Genomic DNA, 22985 nt, shown 5'->3' on the forward strand with positions numbered 1-22985 from the left:
AACGCGCCCGCATGGCGCGTTTTTTGTCTTTACTTGCCAATCAACAACCATTGCGTACTAGCCACCATAGAGCTGATCAATCACCCCTTGAAAGCCGGGTTTCACTGAAAACAGGCCGCCTATCCCATGCTCAGACGCAACTGCATCTTGCGGCGCTCCCCCTTTAGACGTCGTAATATACAAAGTGTCCAAATGCTCTCCACCAAACGCACAGCACGTGGGTTTATCTACGGGAATTTCAATAACCCTATCAATCACACCTTCTGGGCTGATACGTACCACGCGCCCGCCGTCCCATTCTGCATTCCAAACACCGCCATCACTATCAACGCAGGACCCATCGGGTAACCCCGGCTCGGCATCGAATCGCATCAGGGTTCGTGTCGTTGTGGCAATGGCTTTCTTGGCATCATATTGATACTCAATAATCTCGCCATTTGGCGTATCGGCGAAGTACATGCGATTATCATCGGGGTGAAAACAAATACCATTGGCACAAGCTACATTCTCTATTAAGGTTGTGACCTTATGGTTCTTAGAGAGATGAATCACACTCGAATCAGCCTCAAACGTCCCCTCATTCATACCTCCCACGACAAAGTTTCCTTCACGATCCACCTTGCCATCATTTAAGCGTGAGTGGGGGTTACTAGGCTCAAACCAATGAAGACATTCGAGCTCGCCATGTTGGAGGTCAAACAGCGAAATGCGATCGTTAAACGCCACCACGAAGCCACCTTGAGCTCGAGGTGCAAAACAGCACACAGGGCTTGGCATGTCTTGCACTTGGTGCAGTTGGGTCTTGGGATCATATGACCAAATTTTGCTGGCAAACATATCTGTCCAACGGACCTTTCCATCGCGGTGATCCCAAAAAACACCTTCACCATGATCGTTATTGCAATCAAGGAGTAGCTCTGCCACTTTCATACAACGTCCATTGTTCTTGTTATCAACTAAACCGTTGGCTATCTTAGCTTTTATTATCAGAGCAACGCTACAACAGCAGATGCATAAATGTCTCTTGGTCAGATTCCGTGACATGGAACGTTGTCACCAAGGTTGCGGAATCTTGTGGTGCTAACGATCCCATTCTCCCATGCCATTCCAGTTCGCAATAGGGGTATGCGGAAGAGTTGTACACTTCAAAGGCATGCTCATGCGCATACTCTGTCGCTTCAAATAGCGTTTCGACAGAGGAAGTGAGCAACACGCCTTTCGAGGTGTGTTCAATGGGGCAATATGCGAAGGAAACGGGCGAATCAGGGTGCACACCGACTTTAAACTCGTTGTCGTCATCGCAACGCACCAGCCCATGCTTTCCGACTGTTTGCAGATTGTTGGCGGGTTCACCGAAGTCCGTTTTTACTTCTGTCGCATCATCTAGCGCAAAAGCAATGGTGGCATTACGCTTCAACATCATCACTGACCAGCATCCAACGTTTACGGTTTCCACACTTTCATTGGTAATTTGATGATGTATTTCAAACTGCCCCTCAATGTCTTCAGACAATGACACCGTTCTGGTAATCACCAATCCATCGGGGCTTTTAGGGCTCGTCATTTTTACAGAATGTGAGCCTAACATTTCAACCTGATATTCCGCCGAATCCAGGGCAGGTATTGGTCCTTGATCCTGCCAGTAACGTTCCGGTGCAAGCCACGTTTTTTCGCCGCCCCACAAAGGGAAAGGCACGTGTTTAGCACGCGTAGGAAAGATGTCTAACGCACCAGTCGATGGATTTGCTGTTAATCCTACCAAGTCTGGGTTGGTAAATAATAGCGAGTGGCCTTTATACACCACGTCCATCAAACGCCCGCCGATGCCGGGCACCAAAATCAACGATAAATCGCCACGTGTCAGCGTGGCCTCTTTCCAAGTATTTTTCACGGTCATCCTTTGTATCCCCAAATGCCAGTCACACTACTGGTTTAGTTTCTAAGTCTTATCGTTATTTTTATGCGAGGTGATCATACGCATTCCGTATATTTCGCTTTGGCTATTTTCTTAGAATCAAAAAGAAAAGTGATGTCTGACGTTTTCATCAAGTCAATGCAATACGCCCTTATAGGCACTCTTGGTAGATGAAGATACTTTGTCGCCGTTAAATAGGATTATCTCCAGATTCTAAACCTCAGCTTATTATCAAAGAAGTGGATATGTACGCTGGCCTTAACGAGCCTGGCATGGTGCAACGCTTAGATAACTATCGTGCTCGTGCGGCTACGTGGCACCAATGGGCAATACTACCCTCTGATATGCTGGAGTCGGCCACTGCGAATTTGTTGTCGCAGCAGCTATCAGGTTGGTTAATTCTGATAGAAAAAGACGGTGATATTCCGCAAACTGAATCCGCTGAAAAAGCCAGCTATGCCGTGCGTATTTTTGTTGAAAGATTTAATGGTGGGTTGAACGGCGATGCAGAAGTGGTCGGCAGTTGGTCGCTTTACAATGCTGATCAACAATTGGTAATAAAGAACACCTTTAATAAGTCTGTGCCCTTAAAGCAAGATGGGTATGCAGGGTTAACGCAAGCGCTGCAAGTCGCTTGGACAGAAGTCAGTGATGATATTGCACGTTATCTATTAAGCCGGCAATAAACTCGTTTTCTGGTTTAATCGCTGTAGCTAATTCACCCACACTACAATGTGTCAATAAAGTGTATTTTCCACATGGGAACTACGCATTATTTTAGAGTATCTGCACGACTCACACTTCAGATTGATTGAGTGATGAACATCAAAAATCTAACGATTGCTTCAACACTGAATGATTCCATTAAGACATTGATATAACAACACAATGCATATTGCCTCACGTGATATAGCGCGAGTATTTTGTATCACAATTTCACCCAGCCTCAACATTTCTCACAGCCAACACTCTCTCTCATTTATGAATCACACTTCACTCGTACTTCATCACTCAATAGCGTCTCACTGACTAAATACAGCACTGGATCGATTCATTAACAATGATATACGCTGAAAACCAGACACTTAAACGAGAGTCACCTTCAAATGTTAATTACTTTTAGACGATTCCTTCATAGCGAGGAGGGTGTAACTGCCATCGAATACGCCATCATTGGTGTTGCGATGTCTATCATTGTCTTAACAGCGTTTACTGATGGCAATCCGCTGCCTGACGCACTAAAAGGCGGCTTCACTACTATTCAAGAAAACATTGATCAGGCGAAAACTTGATTGGCATTGGTCAGTGTTCGCAGTAAGTTGGCGCTAGCATAGGTTGCCGTCAGCAACCATCTTCAGCATATCAGCCCCTACACACTAAAAAACGCACCATCAACGGTGCGTTTTTATGTATATTTTGTATGTCAGGCGACAGTGCCGCCTTCGCTGTTTTAACGCGGCATCACGCCCATCTGATCGAAGCAAAACGCATACACGTCCGCGGTTAAATCCATCACCTTGTGCGTCGGCATACCTGCGCCATGACCTGCATTAACATCAATGCGAATCATCACTGGGTTTTCACCACTGTGTTTCGCTTGAAGCTCGGCAATGAATTTATAGGAATGCGCAGGAACAACGCGATCATCATGATCGGCAGTTGTCACTAACGTGGAAGGATAGCTGACGCCTGCTTTCACATTGTGTACTGGCGAATAGCCCAGCAAATAATTGAACATGGCTTCACTTTGCGCCGATGTGCCGAAGTCATACGCCCAACCTTCACCTGAAGTGAACGTGTGGTAACGCAGCATATCTAGCACACCAACCGCAGGCAATGCGACGCGGAATAGTTCCGGGCGTTGAGTCATACATGCACCCACCAGCAAGCCACCGTTTGAACCACCGCGAATAGCCAGTTTTTGAGATGACGTATAGTTTTCGGCAATCAGGTATTCCGCAGCCGCAATGAAATCATCGAACACATTTTGCTTTTGCTGCTGCGTCCCCGCATCGTGCCATGCTTTTCCATATTCACCGCCACCACGCAAATTCGCTACGGCATAAATGCCGCCCATTTCTATCCACGAAGCAACATTGGGGTTGAATGCGGGCTCTAAACTGATATTGAAGCCGCCATAGCCATATAAAATGGTGGGAAGGCTACCATCCAGCGTGATCCCCTTGCGATAACAGATCGTCATCGGGACTTTTGTACCGTCTTTCGAGGTATAAAATACCTGCTTAGATTCAAGTTGAGTGCTGTCTATCACGCAGGCGCTGCGACGATATAACTCGGCTTCTCCCGTCTTTGGATCAAAACGGTAAGTATCACTGGCGGTGGTGTAGTTCGTGAAGGTGTAATACAGCGTTTTATCTTTTTCGCGCCCACTAAAGCCGGACGCACTACCAACACCTGGCAAGGCAATATCACGCACAAATGTGCCATCTAACTGGTATTGTTTTACCTGTGTTTGCACATCCACTAAATAGCTAACAAACAGGTAACCCGCGCCTGTTTCAATGCTCAGTTCGTCATTCGTTTCAGCGATCAGATCTTGCCAGTTGCTCTGTTGTGGCGAGCTTGCAGCAACCTTTACAACACGTCCCATGGGAGCATTTAAGTTGGTGTAGATCAGAAGTGAGCCATTGTGGTGTTCAATCACATCACTGTCAGCACTGTCGTCGTCGGTCAAGCAAACCAAAACCGAAGGGGTGTCTTGCAAATCCTTCACGTACAGCATGTTGCCAGACGTCGCATTCGCTCCACTGATCACGAGGAAGCGATCATCTTCGGTGGTGTAACCACCCACGTAACGGTATTGCGGGTCCCCTTCTCCTCCGAATACCAGTTCATCATCCGATTGAGCAGTGCCCAGCGCGTGAAAGTAGAGTTTGTGATGTTCAGTGCGCGCCGATAATTCACTGCCTTCAGGCTTATCGTAAGTCGAATAGTAGAAGCCTTCGCTGCCTCGCCACTCAATCCCCGAAAACTTCACGTTTTCGATTTTGTCAGTCAATAGCTCGCCTGAAGTCGCATCCATCACGTATATCGTGCGCCAATCACTTCCACCCTCTGAGGTGGAATAGGCAATTTTCTTATCGTCACCCGAAAAACGAAGCTGATCTAGCGAGGTCGTGCCTTCCTCACTCCAAGTATTCGGATCGAGAAAAACAGTGGCATCTTCTGCCGAGCCTTGGGTACGAAACACCACCGCTTGATCTTGCAAACCGTCATTGCGGTAGAAATACGTGAATTCGCCGCGAGTAAATGGGGCGGACTCTTTGACGTAGTTATTGGCCGTTTCCAGTCGTGCACGGATAGCATCGCGAGACGGTATGGTGCGTAGATAGCCAAACGTCACCTCGTTTTGAGCATCTACCCAAGCTGCGGTTTCTTCACTTAAATCATCTTCTAGCCATCGATAGGGATCGGCAACGTCGACTGAGAAATAGGTATCGATCGTGTCGTCTTGGCGCGTTTTCGGATAATGAAACATCGCTTACTCCTTGCTGTGCTTATGGCTTCATCATATCCAAAGCACCTGAATACTGCGCAGGTTTGTCCAATAAAAAACGTGACAAATTGTTGATAACCAACGCAGCACATCGTTTCCGCAGACCATCAGCCTGCGGCTAGAATGACGAACCTCCCCCTTTGTCGCATCTCAACAACGTTTGAAAAAGAGAGGTAATTTACTTGAATTTCTTTCCCGATCGGGCTTGTTCTTGAACGGTGTTAACCATCTTGCTGAATGCGCGATCTTTGGCGCGTTTTTGTGCCAACGTGGCACTGTTGTGCGCATCTTCTCGCAATAACTTGTGGAAGTTATCTAACCTTCTGGCTGAGATTTCACCCTTTTCCAGCGCGTCTAACACTGCACAGCCCGGTTCATTTTGATGCTGACAATCTTGAAACCGGCAGTGGCTTGCGAGAGACTCAATATCCGCAAACGTCAGTTTAATGCCTTCCTTTGCATCACTGAGTTGAAGCTCGCGCATTCCAGGGGTATCCATCAACAAACCGCCTTCAGGAAGCCATTTAATGGCGCGATAAGTCGTGGTGTGTCGCCCTTTACTGTCTTGTTCGCGAATTTCCCCTGTATCCATCTGCTCGCTGCCAAGTAGGCCATTTACCAATGTGGATTTCCCAACGCCCGATGACCCCATAAAGGCAACGGTTCTTCCTCGTCGACAGTAGCTTTTCAATAGGTCGAGTTCATCAGGCGCAAGCGCATTGACACAATAGACACTCAGCAGTGAATCTAGACTTTGTACTTGTTGACGATGATCATCTGCGTCAGCACATAGATCTGCTTTCGTTAACACGATCACTGGCTCAACATTCGTTTCCTTAGCAAGTGCTAAGTATCGTTCAATTCGATTGAGGCTAAAGTCGTCGTTAAGAGAGCTAACGATAAATACGGTATCGATATTGGCTGCAATGAACTGGCGAGCGCGAGCGCTTCCTACTGCTTTGCGCTGAAATAGGGATTGCCTTTCGAGAACGCGAAGTAGGCGATCTCCGTTGAATACAACCCAATCCCCCACACAAATTCCGTCGATGTTCGGGTTGAGCGATAGCCGCAATGCGTCGTTGCCAGCCAATACAACCACTTCTGTTTTATGGTGTTCAATAACACGCCCAAGCGAGCAGTGTTCAAGCTCTTCCAGCGTCAGTTGTTGCTGAAAGAAAGGACGCATACCTAAATCAACTAATGTTGGCGTTTGCATAAAACCTTCTTACCAATAATTCGGATTGTTGAGCGCCGAGGAACAACGAGGCTTGCCATTCATAGGCTTAATAACATCACTTTGCAATGGCTGAGCAATCCAGCCCTCAGGATACGACAGTGTTAGCGGGGCTTGGATCAGGCTTTCATTGATCGGTGCAAAGCCGACTTTCGAATAGAAATTAATATCACCATACGTCACAACAACAGCGACACCCTTTGCTTTAAGTGTTTCCAAGCCCACATTAATCAATGTCTGACCAATCCCTTGGCCGTGGTAGTCGGTAGCGACCGCCACTGGAGATAGTAAAAAGACATTTTCGCCGTTGGGGAAATGCATACGCGACAAGATAATGCTGCCAACAATACGCGCGTTATCCATCGCCACAAACACATGCAGGTCGTCTTCTATTGACGGCACGGATAGGAAATCAGAAACGAGCGTTGCGATCACTCCTCCTTCCTCTTTGCCTTCAGCATCACTGAACGTATTTTTAAAGAGTGTGATGATTTCTTCGGTTTGTTCAGGTAAAGCGAGTAAGTAATTCATATTGCCTTTCCATGCCCTAGCTAAGAAGCTCTTAACTTGAGTGCAAAATATTGATAGGTAAACGCTTTGGCAGCACTTCTCTCATAGGTCGCAATCTCATTATCGATATCGATAAGCGCTTGAGACGCGACCATGGTTGGTGCCAATTCGTTGATACGACGTTGAAGTGGCAGCCAGTAGTTTTGCCAAGCTTCGATCCCTAACGAGAATTGCTCCACAAGGTCATAGCCCAATGCATCAAACTGTTTCAGTCGTGTCGCGATGGTTTGCATGTCAGGGTATTCGGATTGCCAAAACTGTTTGGTCTTTTCATCCGGCGAATCGGTGAGCCAAACCAGATCACTCACCATAATCATCCCACCGTTTTTTAGGCATGATTTCCATTGTGTCAGCGCGTTTTCCATTCCCATGATGTAGACGCAGCCTTCCGCCCAAATCGCATCAAAACTGTTTGCTGCAAACGGCAATGACGTCATCGATGCACAAACAGGTGAAACTTGCTCGCCGAACTGTGTCTCCGCCAATTTCTGTTTAAGTTGCTCAATCGCAGTAGGTTCATTATCTACGGCAGTAATATGGGCATCGCAATGCTCTGCAAGCAATAAGGTCGATGTCCCCTTTCCGCTGCCGATCTCCAAAATATGCGTTGCACTGTTTGGCAGAAATGAAGCCGCTTTCAGTGTGTCTTCCTGACTACCCGGTCCCCACCGCTCTAGCGGTGCAAATATATCCATAAAATCTTGCATGTAAGCATCGTGGTCATTCATGTCTTTTGATAGCCATTTCAATCGAAGCGCTTCTTTTTCGCTGTACCCTTGCGTGTTCAGCCAGTTTAAGTGCTCGAGCGGGGCACTCTGGATAAGCGATTCATGCAAATTTCGTTGCGAGCGCTCACCGAGTAACCCGAGCAACAATTCACGTGCTTGTGTTTTCTTCTGAATTTCTTCTTCTAGCTGATGCAATCGCTCAACCAGAACCTGTTTATCCAACTTCACATCGAGGCAGCTTTGACACTCTTTTAACGTTAACCCTGCACTTTGAAGTTGTTGAAGGAGGAGTAACCTTTGCAAGTCGCGTTCACTGTAGCGGCGATATCCATTGCTTAGCCTCTGACCACTGATCAGGCCGAGCTTTTCATAGTAGAGCAAGGTAGTGCGTGATATACCCGCTTTTGAAGCCAACTCTGAAATCAGATACATGGTGAAACAAGCCTATGCTTTCTCAATTGGGACAGATTATGAACTATGAAGTAGTAGACAGGTCAACCTGTTTTAATGTTATCCATCACTCAAAATCATCGGCTTCAATAGTTAAATTCAGAATGCAGGAATCAGCTCATTGTCGCTCGCCATATCTCCACGATCGCAAAATGGCAACGTCATCATGGACATCGATAAAAATGAATATCGAGCTTTGATATGGTTCTATGAAAGGTCAGACAGTGAGACGTTACTCTCAGGCAATACCCAATATGATATACCCAAACAACCAGAGGATGCAGGGTTCAGCGAGCTATAGTGACGCCTGTACTTGCAAAGAGGCTTTATGAACTACGAAGAATTCAATCAATTTTGTGGCTCTTTACCAGCGACCACGCATATCGTTCAGTGGGGGAACTCGCATGTATGGAAAGTGGGCGGTAAAGTCTTTGCTATTGGCGGTTGGAGCAAAGACAAGCAGCCAGCGTTCACCTTCAAAACCTCAGAGCGAAACTTTTATTTTTTGCGTGAATGCGAAGGCTATATACCCGCGCCCTATTTTGCGAACCGCGGTATGAAATGGATTCAGCAAATTGATAGTCATCATGAAAAAGACGACGATTTACAGTATTACCTAACTGAGTCTCATCGCTTAGTGTCTCTTGGGCTAACCAAATCTAAGCAAAAAGAACTGGGGCTCAATCAGGAGATTAGCTAAACAGCCTACTATCAATATTAAGCGTTTTAATTTCCAATATTTGAAAATAAATGTCCCCGTTTTAGGCAGTTGGATATGAGAGTCTGTAGCTTTTCGTCAATCCCCAATGACCCTTCACAAAACCCTTTTTTTGAGCGGCAACGCAACCTATTGTTTAAAAACGAAAAATAATTCGCGTTAAAATTAGGGTTTTTGCTTATCATTTTACTTAAGCTCTTTAATAACCTGCGTTCCAGCATTATTATGCACCCTTCACTGCCGCACAGGCAGCTTAGAAACGCGTAGACTGCCTGACCGACACCCACGCGATCTTCACTGCCGCACAGGCAGCTTAGAAATGACGAAACAGAGAGTCATAGGAAAGCGTCTTCTTCACTGCCGCACAGGCAGCTTAGAAATGTTACGCGAATGGTCGATGGTTAAAGTCCAACATCACTGCCGTACAGGCAGAAAAAAGAGCGGCTCAAATAAGCCGCTCTTTCAGTTTGAAAACGCCATGGGAAAGGCTGATTGCTACAACCTAAAAGCTCGTTTCCATTTTCAATTCAGGCACTACCGGATATCGCATACCCGCCATGTGCTCGATGCAATGAATAACCTGGCAGCTATAACCAAATTCATTGTCGTACCAGATATACAGCACGCAGCGATTGTCTTCTGCGATGGTCGCTTGGCTATCAACCACCCCCGCGTAGCGAGAACCGACAATATCGGATGATACAATCTCAGTGGATTGGGTATAGTCAATCTGCCCAGCCAACGGAGAAACTAGTGCTGTTTCACGCAAGAATGCATTCAATGATTCACGCTCAACCTTGTTGCTAAGGTTCAGATTCGCAATCGCCATTGATACGTTAGGCGTTGGAACACGAATAGCATTACCCGTCAGTTTACCTTTCAATACTGGCAAGGCTTTAGCGACTGCTTTTGCTGCACCTGTCGACGTCAGTACCATGTTTAATGATGCGGCACGCCCGCGTCGCTCACCACTGTGGAAGTTGTCGATCAAATTTTGGTCGTTAGTAAATGAGTGCACGGTTTCAATGTGACCCGATTCAACACCGTATCGATCATTCATGGCTTTCAACACTGGGGTGATCGCGTTGGTGGTACAACTGGCCGCAGAAATAATGGAGTCTTGATCGTCGATATCGTCATGGTTCACACCAAATACAATATTCTTGATGTCGCCTTTACCGGGAGCAGTCAGCAATACCTTGGCAGCACCTTTGGCTGTTAAGTGTTGACCAAGACCTTCGTCATCTCGCCACATGCCTGTGTTATCGACCACCACGGCGTCATGAATACCATGTGCTTCATAATCAACCTCTGAAGGATGGCTTGCGTAAATGAACTGAATGTAGTTTCCGTTCACAATGAGTGCATTGCGCGCCTCATCAACCAAAATCGAACCGTTAAACGGCCCGTGTACCGAATCACGACGCAGCAAGCTGGCGCGCTTTTCCAAGTCGCCATCTTTGCCACCACGTACAACAATCGCGCGTAAACGCAGAGGATATCCTGGTCCGCTTTTTTCTATCATTAGGCGCGTAACTAAGCGTCCAATGCGCCCAAACCCATACAGCACAACATCTCTGGGCTCCTTAAGAGGCGTACTTTTGGGTAGGTGTGCGATTGATGTCTTTAAAAAATCATCTAACTCGCCACAATCTTGGTGGTCTCGCCAATACAGGCTGGCAAGGCGTCCTAAGTCAATGCGACAAGCTGGCAAGTCAAATCCTGCGAGCGTTTCCAGAAGAGGTAAAGTATGCGAAGTCGTCACTTCCTGACCCGTATACCATCGTGCGACACGGTGCGATTTAAGCAAATCTATTGTGCTCGCATTGATCACTGCGCGACCGTAGATCTGAATCTCGACACCTTTCTCGCGGTATAATTTGCCAATCAAGGGGGACATGGTTTCCGCATCAGTTTGGCTCTGTTGCCATTGGGTAAGATATTGTTCTGGGCTCATGGTTACTTTTTTTGCCTTTTTGGGTGTTTCACAGTTAAAAGGGGGCTTGAGTCTGTTTTTATTATTTTGGCGAAGAGTCTAACGACAGGATAATTATTAACCAAGTAAAAAAAAGTTCTTACAGCAGTCCCTTTTATTCAATGCTTTACCTCCATATCTGTTGAAAATTTACTGTCCAAAAAATTTATAATCTTCGATCCTCGAAAATATGATTGAAAGTTTACAACGTAAGTCTTTCAATTTTTGTCTCATATTATTCTTATTAATCGCCACCAAATAAGACCAGCATTGCCACCATAGCCGCAAAGACGTCTCTCCCTCTGACAATTACATGACAACTTAATTACACCACTAAATGTTTCACTTTCGAGTCACTCATCATCCAGCTCTATAAAAGCCTGTGATACAAGGGATTGTTCTTAAAGTGGTGACTTAGACTTGATAAATTATCTATCACAGGTATCATTTAAAGGGATTTAATGCTTAGACCTCTAAAGGATTCAAACCACAATGAGTACTGAGACAATTTACCAAAGCGCAGCGTTAACGCGCTTTAGGACGGAACAGGACGAATGGATGTTTCGTGTTCCGCGAATCGATGATGGCTTTAAGATCCATAACCTCATCGCCAGTTGTCCCCCCCTTGATGAAAACTCCTCGTACTGCAATTTCCTCCAGTCCTCCCACTTCAATAAGACCTGCATTGTTGCTGAGCACAATGACGAGGTTGTCGGATTTATATCTGCCTATTTGAAACCGGATGCCCCTCATGATCTCTTCGTATGGCAAGTCGCTGTATCGCCAGACATGCGTGGAAAAGGCTTGGCCTATCGAATGCTGCAAGGGCTATTGAAGCGCAAACATCTGCAGCACGTAGTCGCGATTGAAACGACGATCACGCAATCGAATGAAGGGTCTTGGAGCCTGTTTAGAAAACTTGAAGCCGCTAATGGCATAAAAGGTGAGGTTTCTGTGTTTCTCGATGAAGCGCAGCATTTTGAAGGCCGCCACGATACCGAGTTTCTATTCCGCATTCCTTTGAACAAAAATCTTTAATTTTAATAACGGAAACATGATGAACATTTTTAACGAGAAAGAATCAAACGTTAAGTCTTACTGTAATCGCTTCCCAGTAGTGTTTACTTCTGCAAAAGGCTGTTGGTTAACCACAGATAAGGGCGAGCGCTACATTGATTTTCTCGCAGGCGCAGGTTCGCTTAACTATGGCCACAACAACGACATCATGAAACAAGCGTTGCTTGATTACATCGACAAGGATGGACTCACGCACGGTCTAGATATGCATACCGAAGCGAAGGCCGCATTTCTAACCGCACTCCGTAATCACATCTTCGAACCTAGAAATCTTGATTACAAAGTGCAGTTTACTGGCCCAACCGGTACCAATGCTGTTGAAGCGGCAATGAAGCTCGCACGTAAAGTAACAGGTCGTGCAAACATCGTGACCTTTACCAATGGTTTTCACGGCTGTACCTATGGCGCTTTGGCAGCAACAGGTAACCAGCATCACCGTGGAGGTTCTGGCATGCCACTCACAGGCACGTCACGCCTTCCTTATGAAGGTTACGCTGGCGTTGATGGACTTGCGCTGTTTGAAGCCATGCTTAATGACAATTCAAGTGGTCTAGATAAACCCGCTGCGGTATTACTGGAAACCTTACAGGGTGAAGGTGGCTTGAATGTCGCCTCTAATGAGTGGCTTCAACGTTTAAGCAAAATCTGTAAAGACAACGGCGTGCTTGTCATTGTTGATGACATTCAAGCGGGTTGTGGCCGTACAGGTACTTTCTTTAGTTTTGAGCCATCTGGTATTAAACCAGACATGGTAACGTTGTCTAAATCTATTGGTGGTTACGGCTTACCAATGGCACTTGTGCTGTTGAAACCAGAATTGGATAAGTGGTCGCCGGGTGAACACAACGGTACGTTCCGTGGCAATAATCACGCGTTCATTACCGCGACAACAGCAATTGAAAACTACTGGCAGAACGACGATTTTGAACAGCACATTGCAGCGCGTAGCCAGCAAGTGACAAAGACCATCGAGCGCGTTTTAAAACGCTTCCCAAGCCTTTTTGTACGCGCGAAAGGCCGCGGCATGATGCAGGGTGTTGAGTGCAAGCGCCCAGAGTTTGCATCTGACATTGCTGATCACTGTTTTGAGAACGGTATGATCATTGAAACTGCTGGGCCAGATGATGAAGTGGTCAAATTCTTCTCGCCACTGACTATCAGTGAGTCCGAGCTAGAAAAAGGCCTGCATATCTTTGAACAAGCAGCTGAACACGTTTCAAATGCTGCCACCCGTAAAGCGTCGTAAGGAATTAGGAAAGATGATTGTAAGAACTCTGGAAGAGTGTAAAAACAGCGAACGTCGAGTTGTATCAGAAACATGGGAAAGTGTTCGCATGCTCCTAAAAGACGATCAGATGGGCTTTTCTTTCCACATTACAACGATTTATGAAGGCACAGAAACACACATCCATTACAAGAACCATCTTGAATCTGTGTACTGCATGTCTGGCGAAGGCGAAATTGAAGTCGTCGGTGGTGAAACGTACCCAATCAAGCCTGGCACTTTGTACATTCTGGATAAACATGATGAGCATTACCTTCGCGCTTACTCTGGTGAAGGTAAAGAAATGGTCATGGCTTGTGTGTTTAACCCGCCTATTACAGGTCGTGAAGTTCACGACAAAGACGGTGTTTATCCCCTCGTCGACTAATCTAAATCATCAATTTTAGGGAGCGATTTGCTCCCTATTTTTTATACACAAAGGACGTATTCATGACTTATACCGTAGAGAAAATCGGCGGTACATCAATGTCAGCATTTGATGCTGTATTGGACAACATCTTTCTTCGCCCTGCTTCACCGTATAACCGTGTGTTTGTCGTTTCAGCGTACGGCGGTATCACGGATGCTTTGCTCGAATGCAAACGCTCTGGCGAACCGGGTATATACCAACTCGTGGCGAAACGCGACGAGCGCTGGATTGAAGCATTTCATACCCTCAAGCAACGCCTACAGCTAATCAATAGCAACATGTTTGCTGATCCGTTAAGCCGCACCCGAGCAGACAAGTTCATCACCGAACGTTTGGATGACGCGCAAAACTGCATCACTAACATTTTGGCCACGTGTGAATACGGCCAGTTCACGCTTCGCCAGTACCTTCCACAAATTCGAGAATTTTTATCTTCGATCGGCGAAGTACACAGTGCGTTTAACACCGCTCTGAAGCTAAAAACTCTTGGCGTGAATGCACGTTTTGTTGATTTATCTGGGTGGGATAACAACCTTTCAGGCAATTTGGATACAGTCATCAAAAGTGCCTTTGAAGACATTGATGTCACCAAAGAGCTGCCTATCGTGACGGGTTATGCTTACTGTGATGAAGGTTTAATGAAAACCTATGATCGCGGCTACAGTGAAATGACATTCAGCCGCATCGCATGCCAAACCTCTGCCGATCTTGCTGTTATCCACAAAGAGTATCACTTGAGCAGTGCCGACCCACGCATTGTTGGGCCTGAAAATGTACTGCCGATTGGTAAATCGAACTTTGATGTCGCGGATCAACTCGCGAATTTAGGCATGGAAGCGATTCACCCGAATGCGGCTTCAGGTCTGCGCCAAAACAACATTCCACTTCAAATCAAAAACACCTTCGAACCTGAACACCAAGGCACGTTGATCTCTCAGGAATACCAACCTGATGCAGAGAAAATCGAAATCATTGCGGGTAAAAACAAAGTCTTTGCCTTGCATATTTTCGACCAAGCCATGGTAGGGCAAGTTGATAACGTGGGTTACGAGATGATGGAAATCATTGCCGATGCACGAGTCAGTTTGGTGGGTAAGGAAATGAACGCAAACTCCATTACTTACTACCTCAGTGGTGCCGTGAAGAACCTCAATCACTTACTATACAAAGCCGAGAAACGCTTCCCAAGCTCGACCATTACTGGTCAGTGGGTCGCACTCATCTCTGCCATTGGCGCTGAGATCAACACCAATACGACACTGAGTCGCGGTGTTTTGGCTCTGATGAATCACGACATTGCGCCGATTGCTGTGCACTCTTCAATGCGCAACGTAAACGTTCAATTTGTCGTAAAAGATGATGTGTATGACAGCACAATTCGTGCTCTGCATGACGAGTTTTTCACTGCCACTAAGCAGGCGAAAAAACAGCACGTCGCTTAACTGACTGCCCCGCGCTCGCAGAAAACAAGAAACGCTCATTGATGACCTCAATGAGCGTTTTTATTTGTCGAGAGCGATACTCACCACGCTCTATTGCATTAATTGTCAGGCGTTGACTCTTTGGCGGAGATTAATTCGCTTTGATCAGCACTGACGTGTCCATACGCCCCAAACCCTGCTCTTGCAAGCTGGCATACTTGCTATCTACTTCCTGCGTCAGCGATAGCGTCAAATCATGACGCTTGGCTTCATCGAGGCAAATCCCCAAATCTTTACGCATCCAATCAATGGCGAAGCCAAAATCAAACTTGTCTTGCGCCATGGTCACTGCACGGTTTTCCATCTGCCACGAACCCGCTGCGCCATGTTTCAGCACATTGGTCACTTGCTCGATATTCAGGCCTGACGCTTGAGCCAACAATAAGCCTTCACTCAACCCCTGCAAAATACCTGCAATACAAATTTGGTTCACCATTTTGCAGCGCTGACCTTGTCCGTTCTCGCCCAGCAACACGGCTTGTTTGGCGTAAGCATCGAAGACTGGGAATACAAGGTTGAATATATTTTCATTGCCACCACACATAATGGTCAACGCACCATTTTCTGCGCCCGCTTGACCGCCAGAAACAGGGGCATCAATAAAATGCACGCCCTTTGCCTTACACGCAGTCGCTAGCTCTTCTGCCAACTCGGCGGAAGTCGTCGTGTGATCGACCAAAACACTGTCCGGCTTCATGCTCGCGAGCACACCATCATCACCATAAATGACACTTCTAACGTCATTGTCATTGCCGACACACACAAACACGATATCGCTGTTTGCTGCCGCTTCACGCGGGGTCTCGGCAAAAGGCTGCTGATACTCTGCCGACCAAGCTTCGGCACGAGCGGTCGTGCGGTTATAAACTGTGGTATTGAACCCTGCACGAGTAAGATGACCCGCCATTGGGTACCCCATGACACCCAAACCGATAAACGAAACCTTTTTCTCTGACATATCCTTATCCTCTCTGTACGGGTGCATGGGCGACATCGCTGCTTGTTTCACAGCAAAGAAAGCGCCAAACCAAAATCGTCAATGCGGTTAAGCTCTGCACCCGTCATGTAGAAAAGTGCTCGACCTAAGTCTCGAGTTAACTCGCGTGTTGTGGTGACTATAATTGCATCGATTGACATATGTCAATATTGAATTTGATTGCAATAGGCTATTTCAATTTAGGATAAAGCTCGCCATAATTTATTCCAGTGTCAGAAAACGCATGGAATGCTTGTGAGCGAAACCAAATTTAAAGACATCGCCCGTCAAATCGAACAACGTATCGATACAGGTGTATATCAACCTAATGCCAAGTTGCCGCCGCATCGCGAGCTGGCTGCTGAGTTAGAAACAACGCCTGCAACCATATCTAAAGCCTATAAACTGCTCGCGGAAATCAATCGCGTAGAGTCATTTGTGGGGCGAGGAACGTTTGTCGTGGGAGAGTCACAACTCAATCAGGCCATCCAACCTGCTGACAATGACACCGAGTTTAACTTCTCGATTCTTCAGCCTTATGTATCGCAAAATCTCGCTTCTTTGCGTACGGCATATCAAAAAGCATCCATGACGTTCACACCCGAGTTGCTCGCATATACCGACCACTCCGGACACCTACCACACCGTAAAGCGGGCGCAATCTGGGCTCAACGTTATGGATTGAAGTCGGCATCCACGAACAATGTGCTTTTAACCAACGGCGCACAACATGCCCTGTCATTATTGATAGAAACGCTGACCCAGCCTGGTGATGTTATCGCGGTCGAAGCGCTTACCTACCCCGGAATCTTGGCCATCGCAAGTTTGGCAGGACGCCAAGTGATTGGCGTTGACATGGACGACGATGGGCTCATCCCATCAGCCCTCGAAGACGTATTGAATTCGCACAAACCCAAGCTCGTTATCGCTATTCCGTCTCACCAAAACCCAACTGGCATCACCATGCCAATGCAACGTCGACAGGCCATTGCGATCATCATTGAGAATTCATCTGCCTATCTAGTGGAGGATGACATTTACGGTTTTTTGAACGAAGACACCTTGCCTGCAATATGTCATTGGCTCCCAGAGAAAGGCATTCACATTTCGGGTTTATCGAAGGCAATTAGCCCTGCCATGCGCTGCGGGTTTGTCGTTGCCCCAGATCATTTATTGCCCGTACTGAATGCCCATATACGCGCCAACATTTGGTTGGCTTCTCCATTAAACTTCATCGTCGCGGAACAGTTAATCAATAGCGGTGAGGCTTTTTCTATGGCTGAAGCTCAGCGTGATATTGCCAAGCAACGGCAAGCGATCGCCAGCAAAATTCTCGGTGCCATGATATCGGAATCTGATGGTTACCATGTTTGGGTAACCTTGCCGGCACATTGGCAACAAGAGCGCTTTGTGATGGAAGCGAAACAGCGAGATTTGATCGTTACCAGTGGCAGTTATTTTTCGGCGGGAGACTCCAGCCCCAATTGCGTTCGCCTGTCTTTGATGTCGATAAAGAACAACGATGCACTGACGCAAGGGCTGCAAGCCTTAAAGGCGTTGCTTGAAAGTCACGAGGTGTCTTTGGCACCGTTTTGAATAACGTAAGATGTTCCGGGGATACACTAAAATTTAGTGGTTTTACATCATACAAGCGCATTTAGGATTAAAGTGATATTCTAGCGCTCGCATTGAATCACTGAGAATCTAAAAATGAGCAAATTGACTGCTGACATCGAAGCAAACCTGACGCTTTTCATTGCAGAAACACAAGAAACCGCCAAAGTTTGGGGTTTAACCAATGAAGAAGGTTGGCTGGCATGCGATTCTACCGAATTTGAAAACAGCGAAATCATGCCATTCTGGTCTTCAAAAGAAGATGCAGAACTTCACAACGTGGAAGAGTGGGCAGATTTCGAAGTGCAAGAAATCCCGCTAGACGTTTTCGTTCAAGATTGGCTGATCACGCTAGACGAAGACGGCGTACTGGTTGGTATTAACTGGAACGCTGAGCTAGAAGGCAAAGAAATTGAGCCCGCAACACTGGCAAAAATGTATCTGTAATCGTCTTCTCGACGAGTAAGATCACAAAGGGCATCCACGTTGTCGTAGATGCCCTTTTTCATGCCTGCTGTTTATCGATGTTGACGCTTAATTCTCTGTCACGTAATGACGTGGTTAAACACGAATTACGGCGCAGCACGCCCCAACAATCGAAAGTACCAATTCTCCACTTCATGCGTTTCCTGGCGAAGAATGACTTTGCTCATCCAACTTTCAGACAGGGCAGTTTGCTCACGCAGCTTCGCTAACCCTTCGAGATTTAAAGGGTCGCCAAAGAACACGTCACACACTTCACGTAGCGTCATGGCATGCTCAGGGCGAGAGAGAAGCACGAGGGGCGATTGCGCACTCACAGTGCCCGTCTGAACCACACGATAAAGCCAACCACAGCGGCTGATGGCTTGCATATCGATCGACAGGTTTTCAACTTCCCAGCGTTGATTGAGCTTGAAACATGGCGAGCGCGGCTGGCTCACTTCAATAATGGCATCGCCCCATTGGTAGCGATCGCCAACGCATACCGTGTCTTCCGTCATCCCGACAGTACTGATGTTCTCCCCCATACCCGGTGCTTGCCAATCCTGTTCGTCACCATGTTTTTCACGCCAGAATGCATAGTGTTCCTGCGGGTAATGATGAAGTGCTCTTTCTGTTCCGCCATGATGCTTTTTATCCGCGGTTTCATCTCCTTCCAACCCGGTATTAGACAAAAATACATCACCTTGAATCTCAACCTTGTCCATCGCGGTTTGAATACCATAACGTTCCGCGACCTTTCCGCGGTATATGTTAGCGAGTTGAAACGTTGATTTCGACGAAGGTGCTGAATTTGATGTGTCTTGCAAAATGTATTCTCCGAAACAAATAGCCGATACCATCTAAAGTACCACTTTCCTAGCATTGACCTGTGACGACAACATGCACTGATCTTTTGATCCTTGTTGCTGAGTTTCTCCCGAGTTGACGTCACTAACAAATAAGACTCGGTACATCACTACGCCTTCACCTTCGTCGGTGTGCGTGTGAACAACAAATAAATCAAAGGCACGGCGCAGACGAAAGGTAGCACCGCCAAATTAAGCGCTTGCCAACCTAACGTAACTTCTAAGTTACCCGCTAATAGCGCCGTAATTGTCACGCTGCCAAACACTGCAAATTCATTGATGGCCTGAGCACGAGATTTATCTTGAGGTAAATACGTCTGAGTGAGTTTGCTGGTTGCACCGATAAACATGAAATTCCAGCCTACACCGAGTAGTACTAAAGCAATACGGAAATGCCATTCTGACACCCCGTTCATGTTCACCAAAATACAAGCGATGAAAAACAAACTTCCCAGAATGATCGTCATTCGATTGCCGATCTTTCCGATGAGCGACCCCGTAAAGAAAGAAGGCACAAACATCCCCAAGACATGCCATTCAATGACTAACGCAGCTTGTTCAAAATGAAAGCCATGCTTATGCATTGCAATCGGTGTAACCGTCATGAGTAGATTCATTACGGCATAAGCCACAACGGCAGCAAACACCGCAACCAAGTAACCCGGCGCACGAATGATATGAGACACAGCACGCGGTTGGCTGTCTTTTTCAACGGGAGTCACTGGAGGCAAACCAATGAACTGAAGAACAACAAGAGAAAGCACATACAGCACAGTAATACCAACGAACGCACCACTAAAATGCGTTCCCGGTAGCCAGTGCTGACTGGCAATAGCGAGATTCGGCCCCAACACCGCTGCCAATACGCCACCAACCATAGAAAGAGAAATCGCCTTATCGCGACTGTCAGGATTACTCACTTCTATCGCAGCAAAGCGGTATAAGGTGCCGAACCCAATGCCAATGCCTAACAACAAAGTACTAAAGCAAAACAACCAGAACGCGGCTTGATTCAACGCATACACACAGAGCATCGCACCCAATATTCCAATTACGTTACCTAGCATAAAGCCATTCTTTCTCCCAATTTTGGCCATGATGAGAGAAGCCGGAATCGTCGCGAGCATCAGGCCAACAAACTGTGTCGATACAGGCAGAGTAACCCAAGTGTCACTTGGTGACAGTTGTTGACCGATAAGCCCATTAACCGAAATCAGGACAATATTGCCGCTCATCAGAAGAGCTTGGCATAGCGCCAACAACCAGACGTTTCTATTCATTCCGTGAACACCGTATGTATATGCGAAAAGATCGAGTATCCCGCACAGCGTTAATGACAGCAACCTTTAGCGGGTATATTCGATGCCTTGTCTTTTGGTCTCTTTTTACACTGAAACAAGCCTTTCCATACATGAATGACAGCCAAATCAGCCTGTAAGGCTTTCTAACATCACTGTCTCGATATTAAGCCACCAAAAATCAGCGAATTGTGTGAATCTGTAATAGGTAGCAAGGCAACTCGTATCAGTGTTTAAACTCAAGGATGGTATTGGATATGTCAGTGGTTTCAAAAAGCCCAGTAAGAATTGTCGGCGAATCAGATCTCGATTTTATTTATGGCTCAATTCACGATGACTACTTCGATTTAAGTCGTGACGACGATGATCTTAAGATTATTGGTTTTCATGGCGACGACACTATTTTTTCAGGTCTTGGTGATGACATACTCGTCGGCGGAGCTGGCAACGACTTTATTTTTGCTAATGCTGGCAGTAATTCATTACGAGGGGGCACAGGAAACGACCACCTACTCAGTAAAATTGATCATGGAACAGTAAGAGGCGACTATCGCGATGTGATGGATGGTGGCGTTGGAGACGATGTTTTAGCTTCTGAGAGTTCGCAAAATTGCACCATGAATGGCGGTGCTGGAAATGATTTCTTCTCGTTTAGAGATCTTGGGGCTGCCCAATCTGGTGTGAGTTACTGCATTGGTGGCGAAGGGAAAGATTCATTCAATTTCTTCGAATTTCAAGCCTCAGAAGATGCAGATCCAAACAACACCATCGTGCGAATCAAAGACTTCGATGTCGGAATTGATAGCCTAAAATTTCACTTCTATGGTGATGAATACCAAACGAATGCGGACACGTCTTTCATCGTCACACAGAAAGGCGCAAATATGGTCATCGATTTTCAGGATAAGGTGTCTATCATCTTACATGGCATTGACAGTCAAGAAGTCGCTATGAGTGATCTGTTCAATACCGATGACCTTGGCCCTATTGACCCAATTCTTTTCTAATGCCACTCACTTTAATAAACCTCAGTGCCAGTTGGTGGCCAGTAAGATACCCAGCAATGTGAAGATGTCCGATTTCGGATTGCTTGGGTATACTGATTAACGAATTTAACAACCTCGCAAAAAATGACAGTTGCAAATAGCAACCTCCTTCACTCGTAAAGACCTTGATATTTCCAATACTATTTTCAAAGTAATTTCGACTGACTTCAATCTATTGAATATAAATCCACATTCATAGCGTGAACTTAAGACATTGGATTGTTTTTTATCACGCTATCAATAACATGACATTGGTTAAGTTGATTTTGGAAACTAATGCTTTGTCGATAAAACTCAGTCGTACCAGCAATACCGCAAGCATCCTCAATTCTCTTTGGCAGTCGCCTGGGGTATCACGCATTGATATGGCGACAAAATTGGGGCTAGACAAGTCTACTGTCACCAAAGCAGTGAACCACTTACTTGATATCGGCATGATCCTAGAACAACCAAAAGCCGTGTCTGGTAAAGGGGGACGCCCCAAAATGTCTTTAGTTTTTAATGCTGACTTTGGGGTAATCATTGGTGTTGATGTTAACTCTGATGTACTCAAAGTTTCCGTTGTAAACTTGCTCGGGCAAGTTATCTACCACGATATGCTCCCGATCAACACACAAGTTTCTATTGATACTGCGCTAATTGAAGCACTGGTTCCCTGTGTTAACACAATACAAGGTTTATTCCCCCGCATTCTCGCTATTGGCATCGGCATGCCAGGTCTTATCGACCCTGACAAAAGCCAACTTCTGGTGTCTCATTCTCTCAATATTCGCTCGTCTATTAATTTCGCCCCACTGTTTAAGCGTCATTTTCCTTATCCTGTGTTTATCGACAACGATGCCAATTGTGGTGCTTGGGGAGAGCTGATGCAGCAGCGCAGCCTCCCCTATGATCATTTTCTCTATGTATTGCTCTCAACTCACCATGCCAGGGAACACTACCACCAGCTTGGAATTGGCGTAGGCATGATTCTCAACCGCCAACTCTTTTATGGTGAACAGTTCATGGCGGGCCAATTCAACAGTCAGGAGCTGATTCGCGGTACGGAAGCGACACCGAGCGTCATCATTAAGGAATTCTCTGCACTGGCCGTGAATCTTTGCGGTTTGATGAGTATCCGTCGAATCGTGATTGGCGGAAATGGCATGTCATTTGGCTCAGAACTCGCCGCATCGTTAAGAAACCACAGCGATGGGCTATCTGGCTTGCTGATTGCAAAACCTAATATCGAATTTTCACTTCTTGGCCCACAAGCCGCCGCAATGGGCGCCGCCTCAATGGCATGGCAAAAATTACTCACGGCTGAGCTTAAACTTGCGGAAAGCCTTCGCTTACCCGAGAACGGAAATCTTTCAATTTAA

The 22985-nt window shown here is 46.4% G+C and carries 21 protein-coding genes; 11 read left to right on the top strand and 10 right to left on the bottom strand.

What is annotated here, in order from left to right; translation table 11 throughout:
* Positions 1–57: 57 nt before the first annotated feature.
* Both LRP50_RS15110 and LRP50_RS15115 read right to left on the bottom strand, forming a co-directional pair.
* A complete protein-coding gene (locus LRP50_RS15110; protein ID WP_274165291.1) occupies positions 58–930 on the bottom strand; it encodes an SMP-30/gluconolactonase/LRE family protein in 873 nt (290 codons plus the stop codon).
* A gap of 67 nt (positions 931–997) precedes the next feature.
* Entirely contained in the window at positions 998–1891 is an 894-nt protein-coding gene (locus LRP50_RS15115) for a hypothetical protein (RefSeq protein ID WP_274165292.1), read from the bottom strand.
* A gap of 251 nt (positions 1892–2142) precedes the next feature.
* On the opposite strand from LRP50_RS15115, the gene LRP50_RS15120 reads away from it, so the two are divergent.
* On the top strand, positions 2143–2601 hold the full coding sequence (locus LRP50_RS15120; protein WP_274165352.1) for a PqiC family protein: 459 nt from the start codon (positions 2143–2145) through the stop codon (positions 2599–2601).
* Between the two features lie 420 nt (positions 2602–3021).
* Positions 3022–3207: a Flp family type IVb pilin gene (locus LRP50_RS15125; RefSeq protein ID WP_274165293.1), complete on the top strand. Its 186-nt coding sequence runs from the start codon at positions 3022–3024 to the stop codon at positions 3205–3207.
* Positions 3208–3365: 158 nt separating this feature from the next.
* Here the strand turns inward: LRP50_RS15125 and LRP50_RS15130 are convergent, their stop codons facing one another.
* From LRP50_RS15130 to LRP50_RS15145, 4 genes are all read right to left on the bottom strand, one after another.
* Positions 3366–5414: a prolyl oligopeptidase family serine peptidase gene (locus LRP50_RS15130; protein WP_274165294.1), complete on the bottom strand. Its 2049-nt coding sequence runs from the start codon at positions 5412–5414 to the stop codon at positions 3366–3368.
* Between the two features lie 196 nt (positions 5415–5610).
* Positions 5611–6648, bottom strand: a complete 1038-nt coding sequence (gene rsgA, locus LRP50_RS15135; protein WP_274165295.1) for a ribosome small subunit-dependent GTPase A — start codon at positions 6646–6648, stop codon at positions 5611–5613.
* Between the two features lie 9 nt (positions 6649–6657).
* Positions 6658–7197 carry a GNAT family N-acetyltransferase gene (locus tag LRP50_RS15140; protein WP_274165296.1) on the bottom strand — a complete coding sequence of 180 codons (540 nt, stop codon included), beginning with the start codon at positions 7195–7197 and terminating at the stop codon, positions 6658–6660.
* Positions 7198–7217: 20 nt separating this feature from the next.
* A complete protein-coding gene (locus tag LRP50_RS15145; RefSeq protein ID WP_274165297.1) occupies positions 7218–8396 on the bottom strand; it encodes a MerR family transcriptional regulator in 1179 nt (392 codons plus the stop codon).
* 346 nt (positions 8397–8742) lie between these two features.
* Here LRP50_RS15145 and LRP50_RS15150 point away from each other — a divergent pair, with 346 nt between their 5' ends.
* Positions 8743–9114, top strand: coding sequence for an MmcQ/YjbR family DNA-binding protein (locus tag LRP50_RS15150; RefSeq protein ID WP_274165298.1), 372 nt, complete (start codon positions 8743–8745; stop codon positions 9112–9114).
* Between the two features lie 520 nt (positions 9115–9634).
* On the opposite strand, the gene LRP50_RS15155 is transcribed toward LRP50_RS15150, so the two are convergent.
* Positions 9635–11089: a glyceraldehyde-3-phosphate dehydrogenase gene (locus tag LRP50_RS15155; protein ID WP_274165299.1), complete on the bottom strand. Its 1455-nt coding sequence runs from the start codon at positions 11087–11089 to the stop codon at positions 9635–9637.
* A 510-nt stretch (positions 11090–11599) separates the two neighbouring features.
* Between LRP50_RS15155 and ectA the strand changes: the two genes are divergently transcribed.
* The 4 genes from ectA (at position 11600) to LRP50_RS15175 (ending at position 15320) form a co-directional block, all read left to right on the top strand.
* Positions 11600–12145 (top strand): diaminobutyrate acetyltransferase, encoded by a 546-nt coding sequence (gene ectA, locus LRP50_RS15160; protein ID WP_274165300.1) that lies wholly within the window; start codon positions 11600–11602, stop codon positions 12143–12145.
* Positions 12146–12164: 19 nt separating this feature from the next.
* Complete coding sequence (gene ectB / locus LRP50_RS15165; protein WP_274165301.1) at positions 12165–13430, top strand: diaminobutyrate--2-oxoglutarate transaminase; 1266 nt, start codon at positions 12165–12167, stop codon at positions 13428–13430.
* A 13-nt stretch (positions 13431–13443) separates the two neighbouring features.
* Entirely contained in the window at positions 13444–13836 is a 393-nt protein-coding gene (locus LRP50_RS15170; protein ID WP_274165302.1) for an ectoine synthase, read from the top strand.
* Between the two features lie 62 nt (positions 13837–13898).
* Positions 13899–15320, top strand: coding sequence for an aspartate kinase (locus LRP50_RS15175; protein WP_274165303.1), 1422 nt, complete (start codon positions 13899–13901; stop codon positions 15318–15320).
* A gap of 130 nt (positions 15321–15450) precedes the next feature.
* Here LRP50_RS15175 and LRP50_RS15180 read toward each other — a convergent pair whose 3' ends face one another.
* Complete coding sequence (locus LRP50_RS15180; RefSeq protein ID WP_420791228.1) at positions 15451–16344, bottom strand: NAD(P)-dependent oxidoreductase; 894 nt, start codon at positions 16342–16344, stop codon at positions 15451–15453.
* 246 nt (positions 16345–16590) lie between these two features.
* On the opposite strand from LRP50_RS15180, the gene LRP50_RS15185 reads away from it, so the two are divergent.
* Together LRP50_RS15185 and LRP50_RS15190 are read left to right on the top strand one after the other, a co-directional pair.
* Positions 16591–17931 carry an aminotransferase-like domain-containing protein gene (locus tag LRP50_RS15185; RefSeq protein WP_274165305.1) on the top strand — a complete coding sequence of 447 codons (1341 nt, stop codon included), beginning with the start codon at positions 16591–16593 and terminating at the stop codon, positions 17929–17931.
* Between the two features lie 114 nt (positions 17932–18045).
* On the top strand, positions 18046–18396 hold the full coding sequence (locus LRP50_RS15190) for a DUF2750 domain-containing protein (protein WP_274165306.1): 351 nt from the start codon (positions 18046–18048) through the stop codon (positions 18394–18396).
* Positions 18397–18521: 125 nt separating this feature from the next.
* Here the strand turns inward: LRP50_RS15190 and LRP50_RS15195 are convergent, their stop codons facing one another.
* Both LRP50_RS15195 and LRP50_RS15200 read right to left on the bottom strand, forming a co-directional pair.
* Complete coding sequence (locus LRP50_RS15195; protein ID WP_274165307.1) at positions 18522–19241, bottom strand: MOSC domain-containing protein; 720 nt, start codon at positions 19239–19241, stop codon at positions 18522–18524.
* A 149-nt stretch (positions 19242–19390) separates the two neighbouring features.
* Positions 19391–20560, bottom strand: a complete 1170-nt coding sequence (locus LRP50_RS15200) for an MFS transporter (protein ID WP_274165308.1) — start codon at positions 20558–20560, stop codon at positions 19391–19393.
* Positions 20561–20835: 275 nt separating this feature from the next.
* Here LRP50_RS15200 and LRP50_RS15205 point away from each other — a divergent pair, with 275 nt between their 5' ends.
* Both LRP50_RS15205 and LRP50_RS15210 read left to right on the top strand, forming a co-directional pair.
* Positions 20836–21585 (top strand): calcium-binding protein, encoded by a 750-nt coding sequence (locus LRP50_RS15205; RefSeq protein WP_274165309.1) that lies wholly within the window; start codon positions 20836–20838, stop codon positions 21583–21585.
* A gap of 284 nt (positions 21586–21869) precedes the next feature.
* On the top strand, positions 21870–22985 hold the full coding sequence (locus LRP50_RS15210; RefSeq protein WP_274165310.1) for an ROK family transcriptional regulator: 1116 nt from the start codon (positions 21870–21872) through the stop codon (positions 22983–22985).

Origin of the sequence: Enterovibrio gelatinilyticus (assembly GCF_028683095.1) — a bacterium.
Lineage (GTDB): Bacteria > Pseudomonadota > Gammaproteobacteria > Enterobacterales > Vibrionaceae > Enterovibrio > Enterovibrio gelatinilyticus.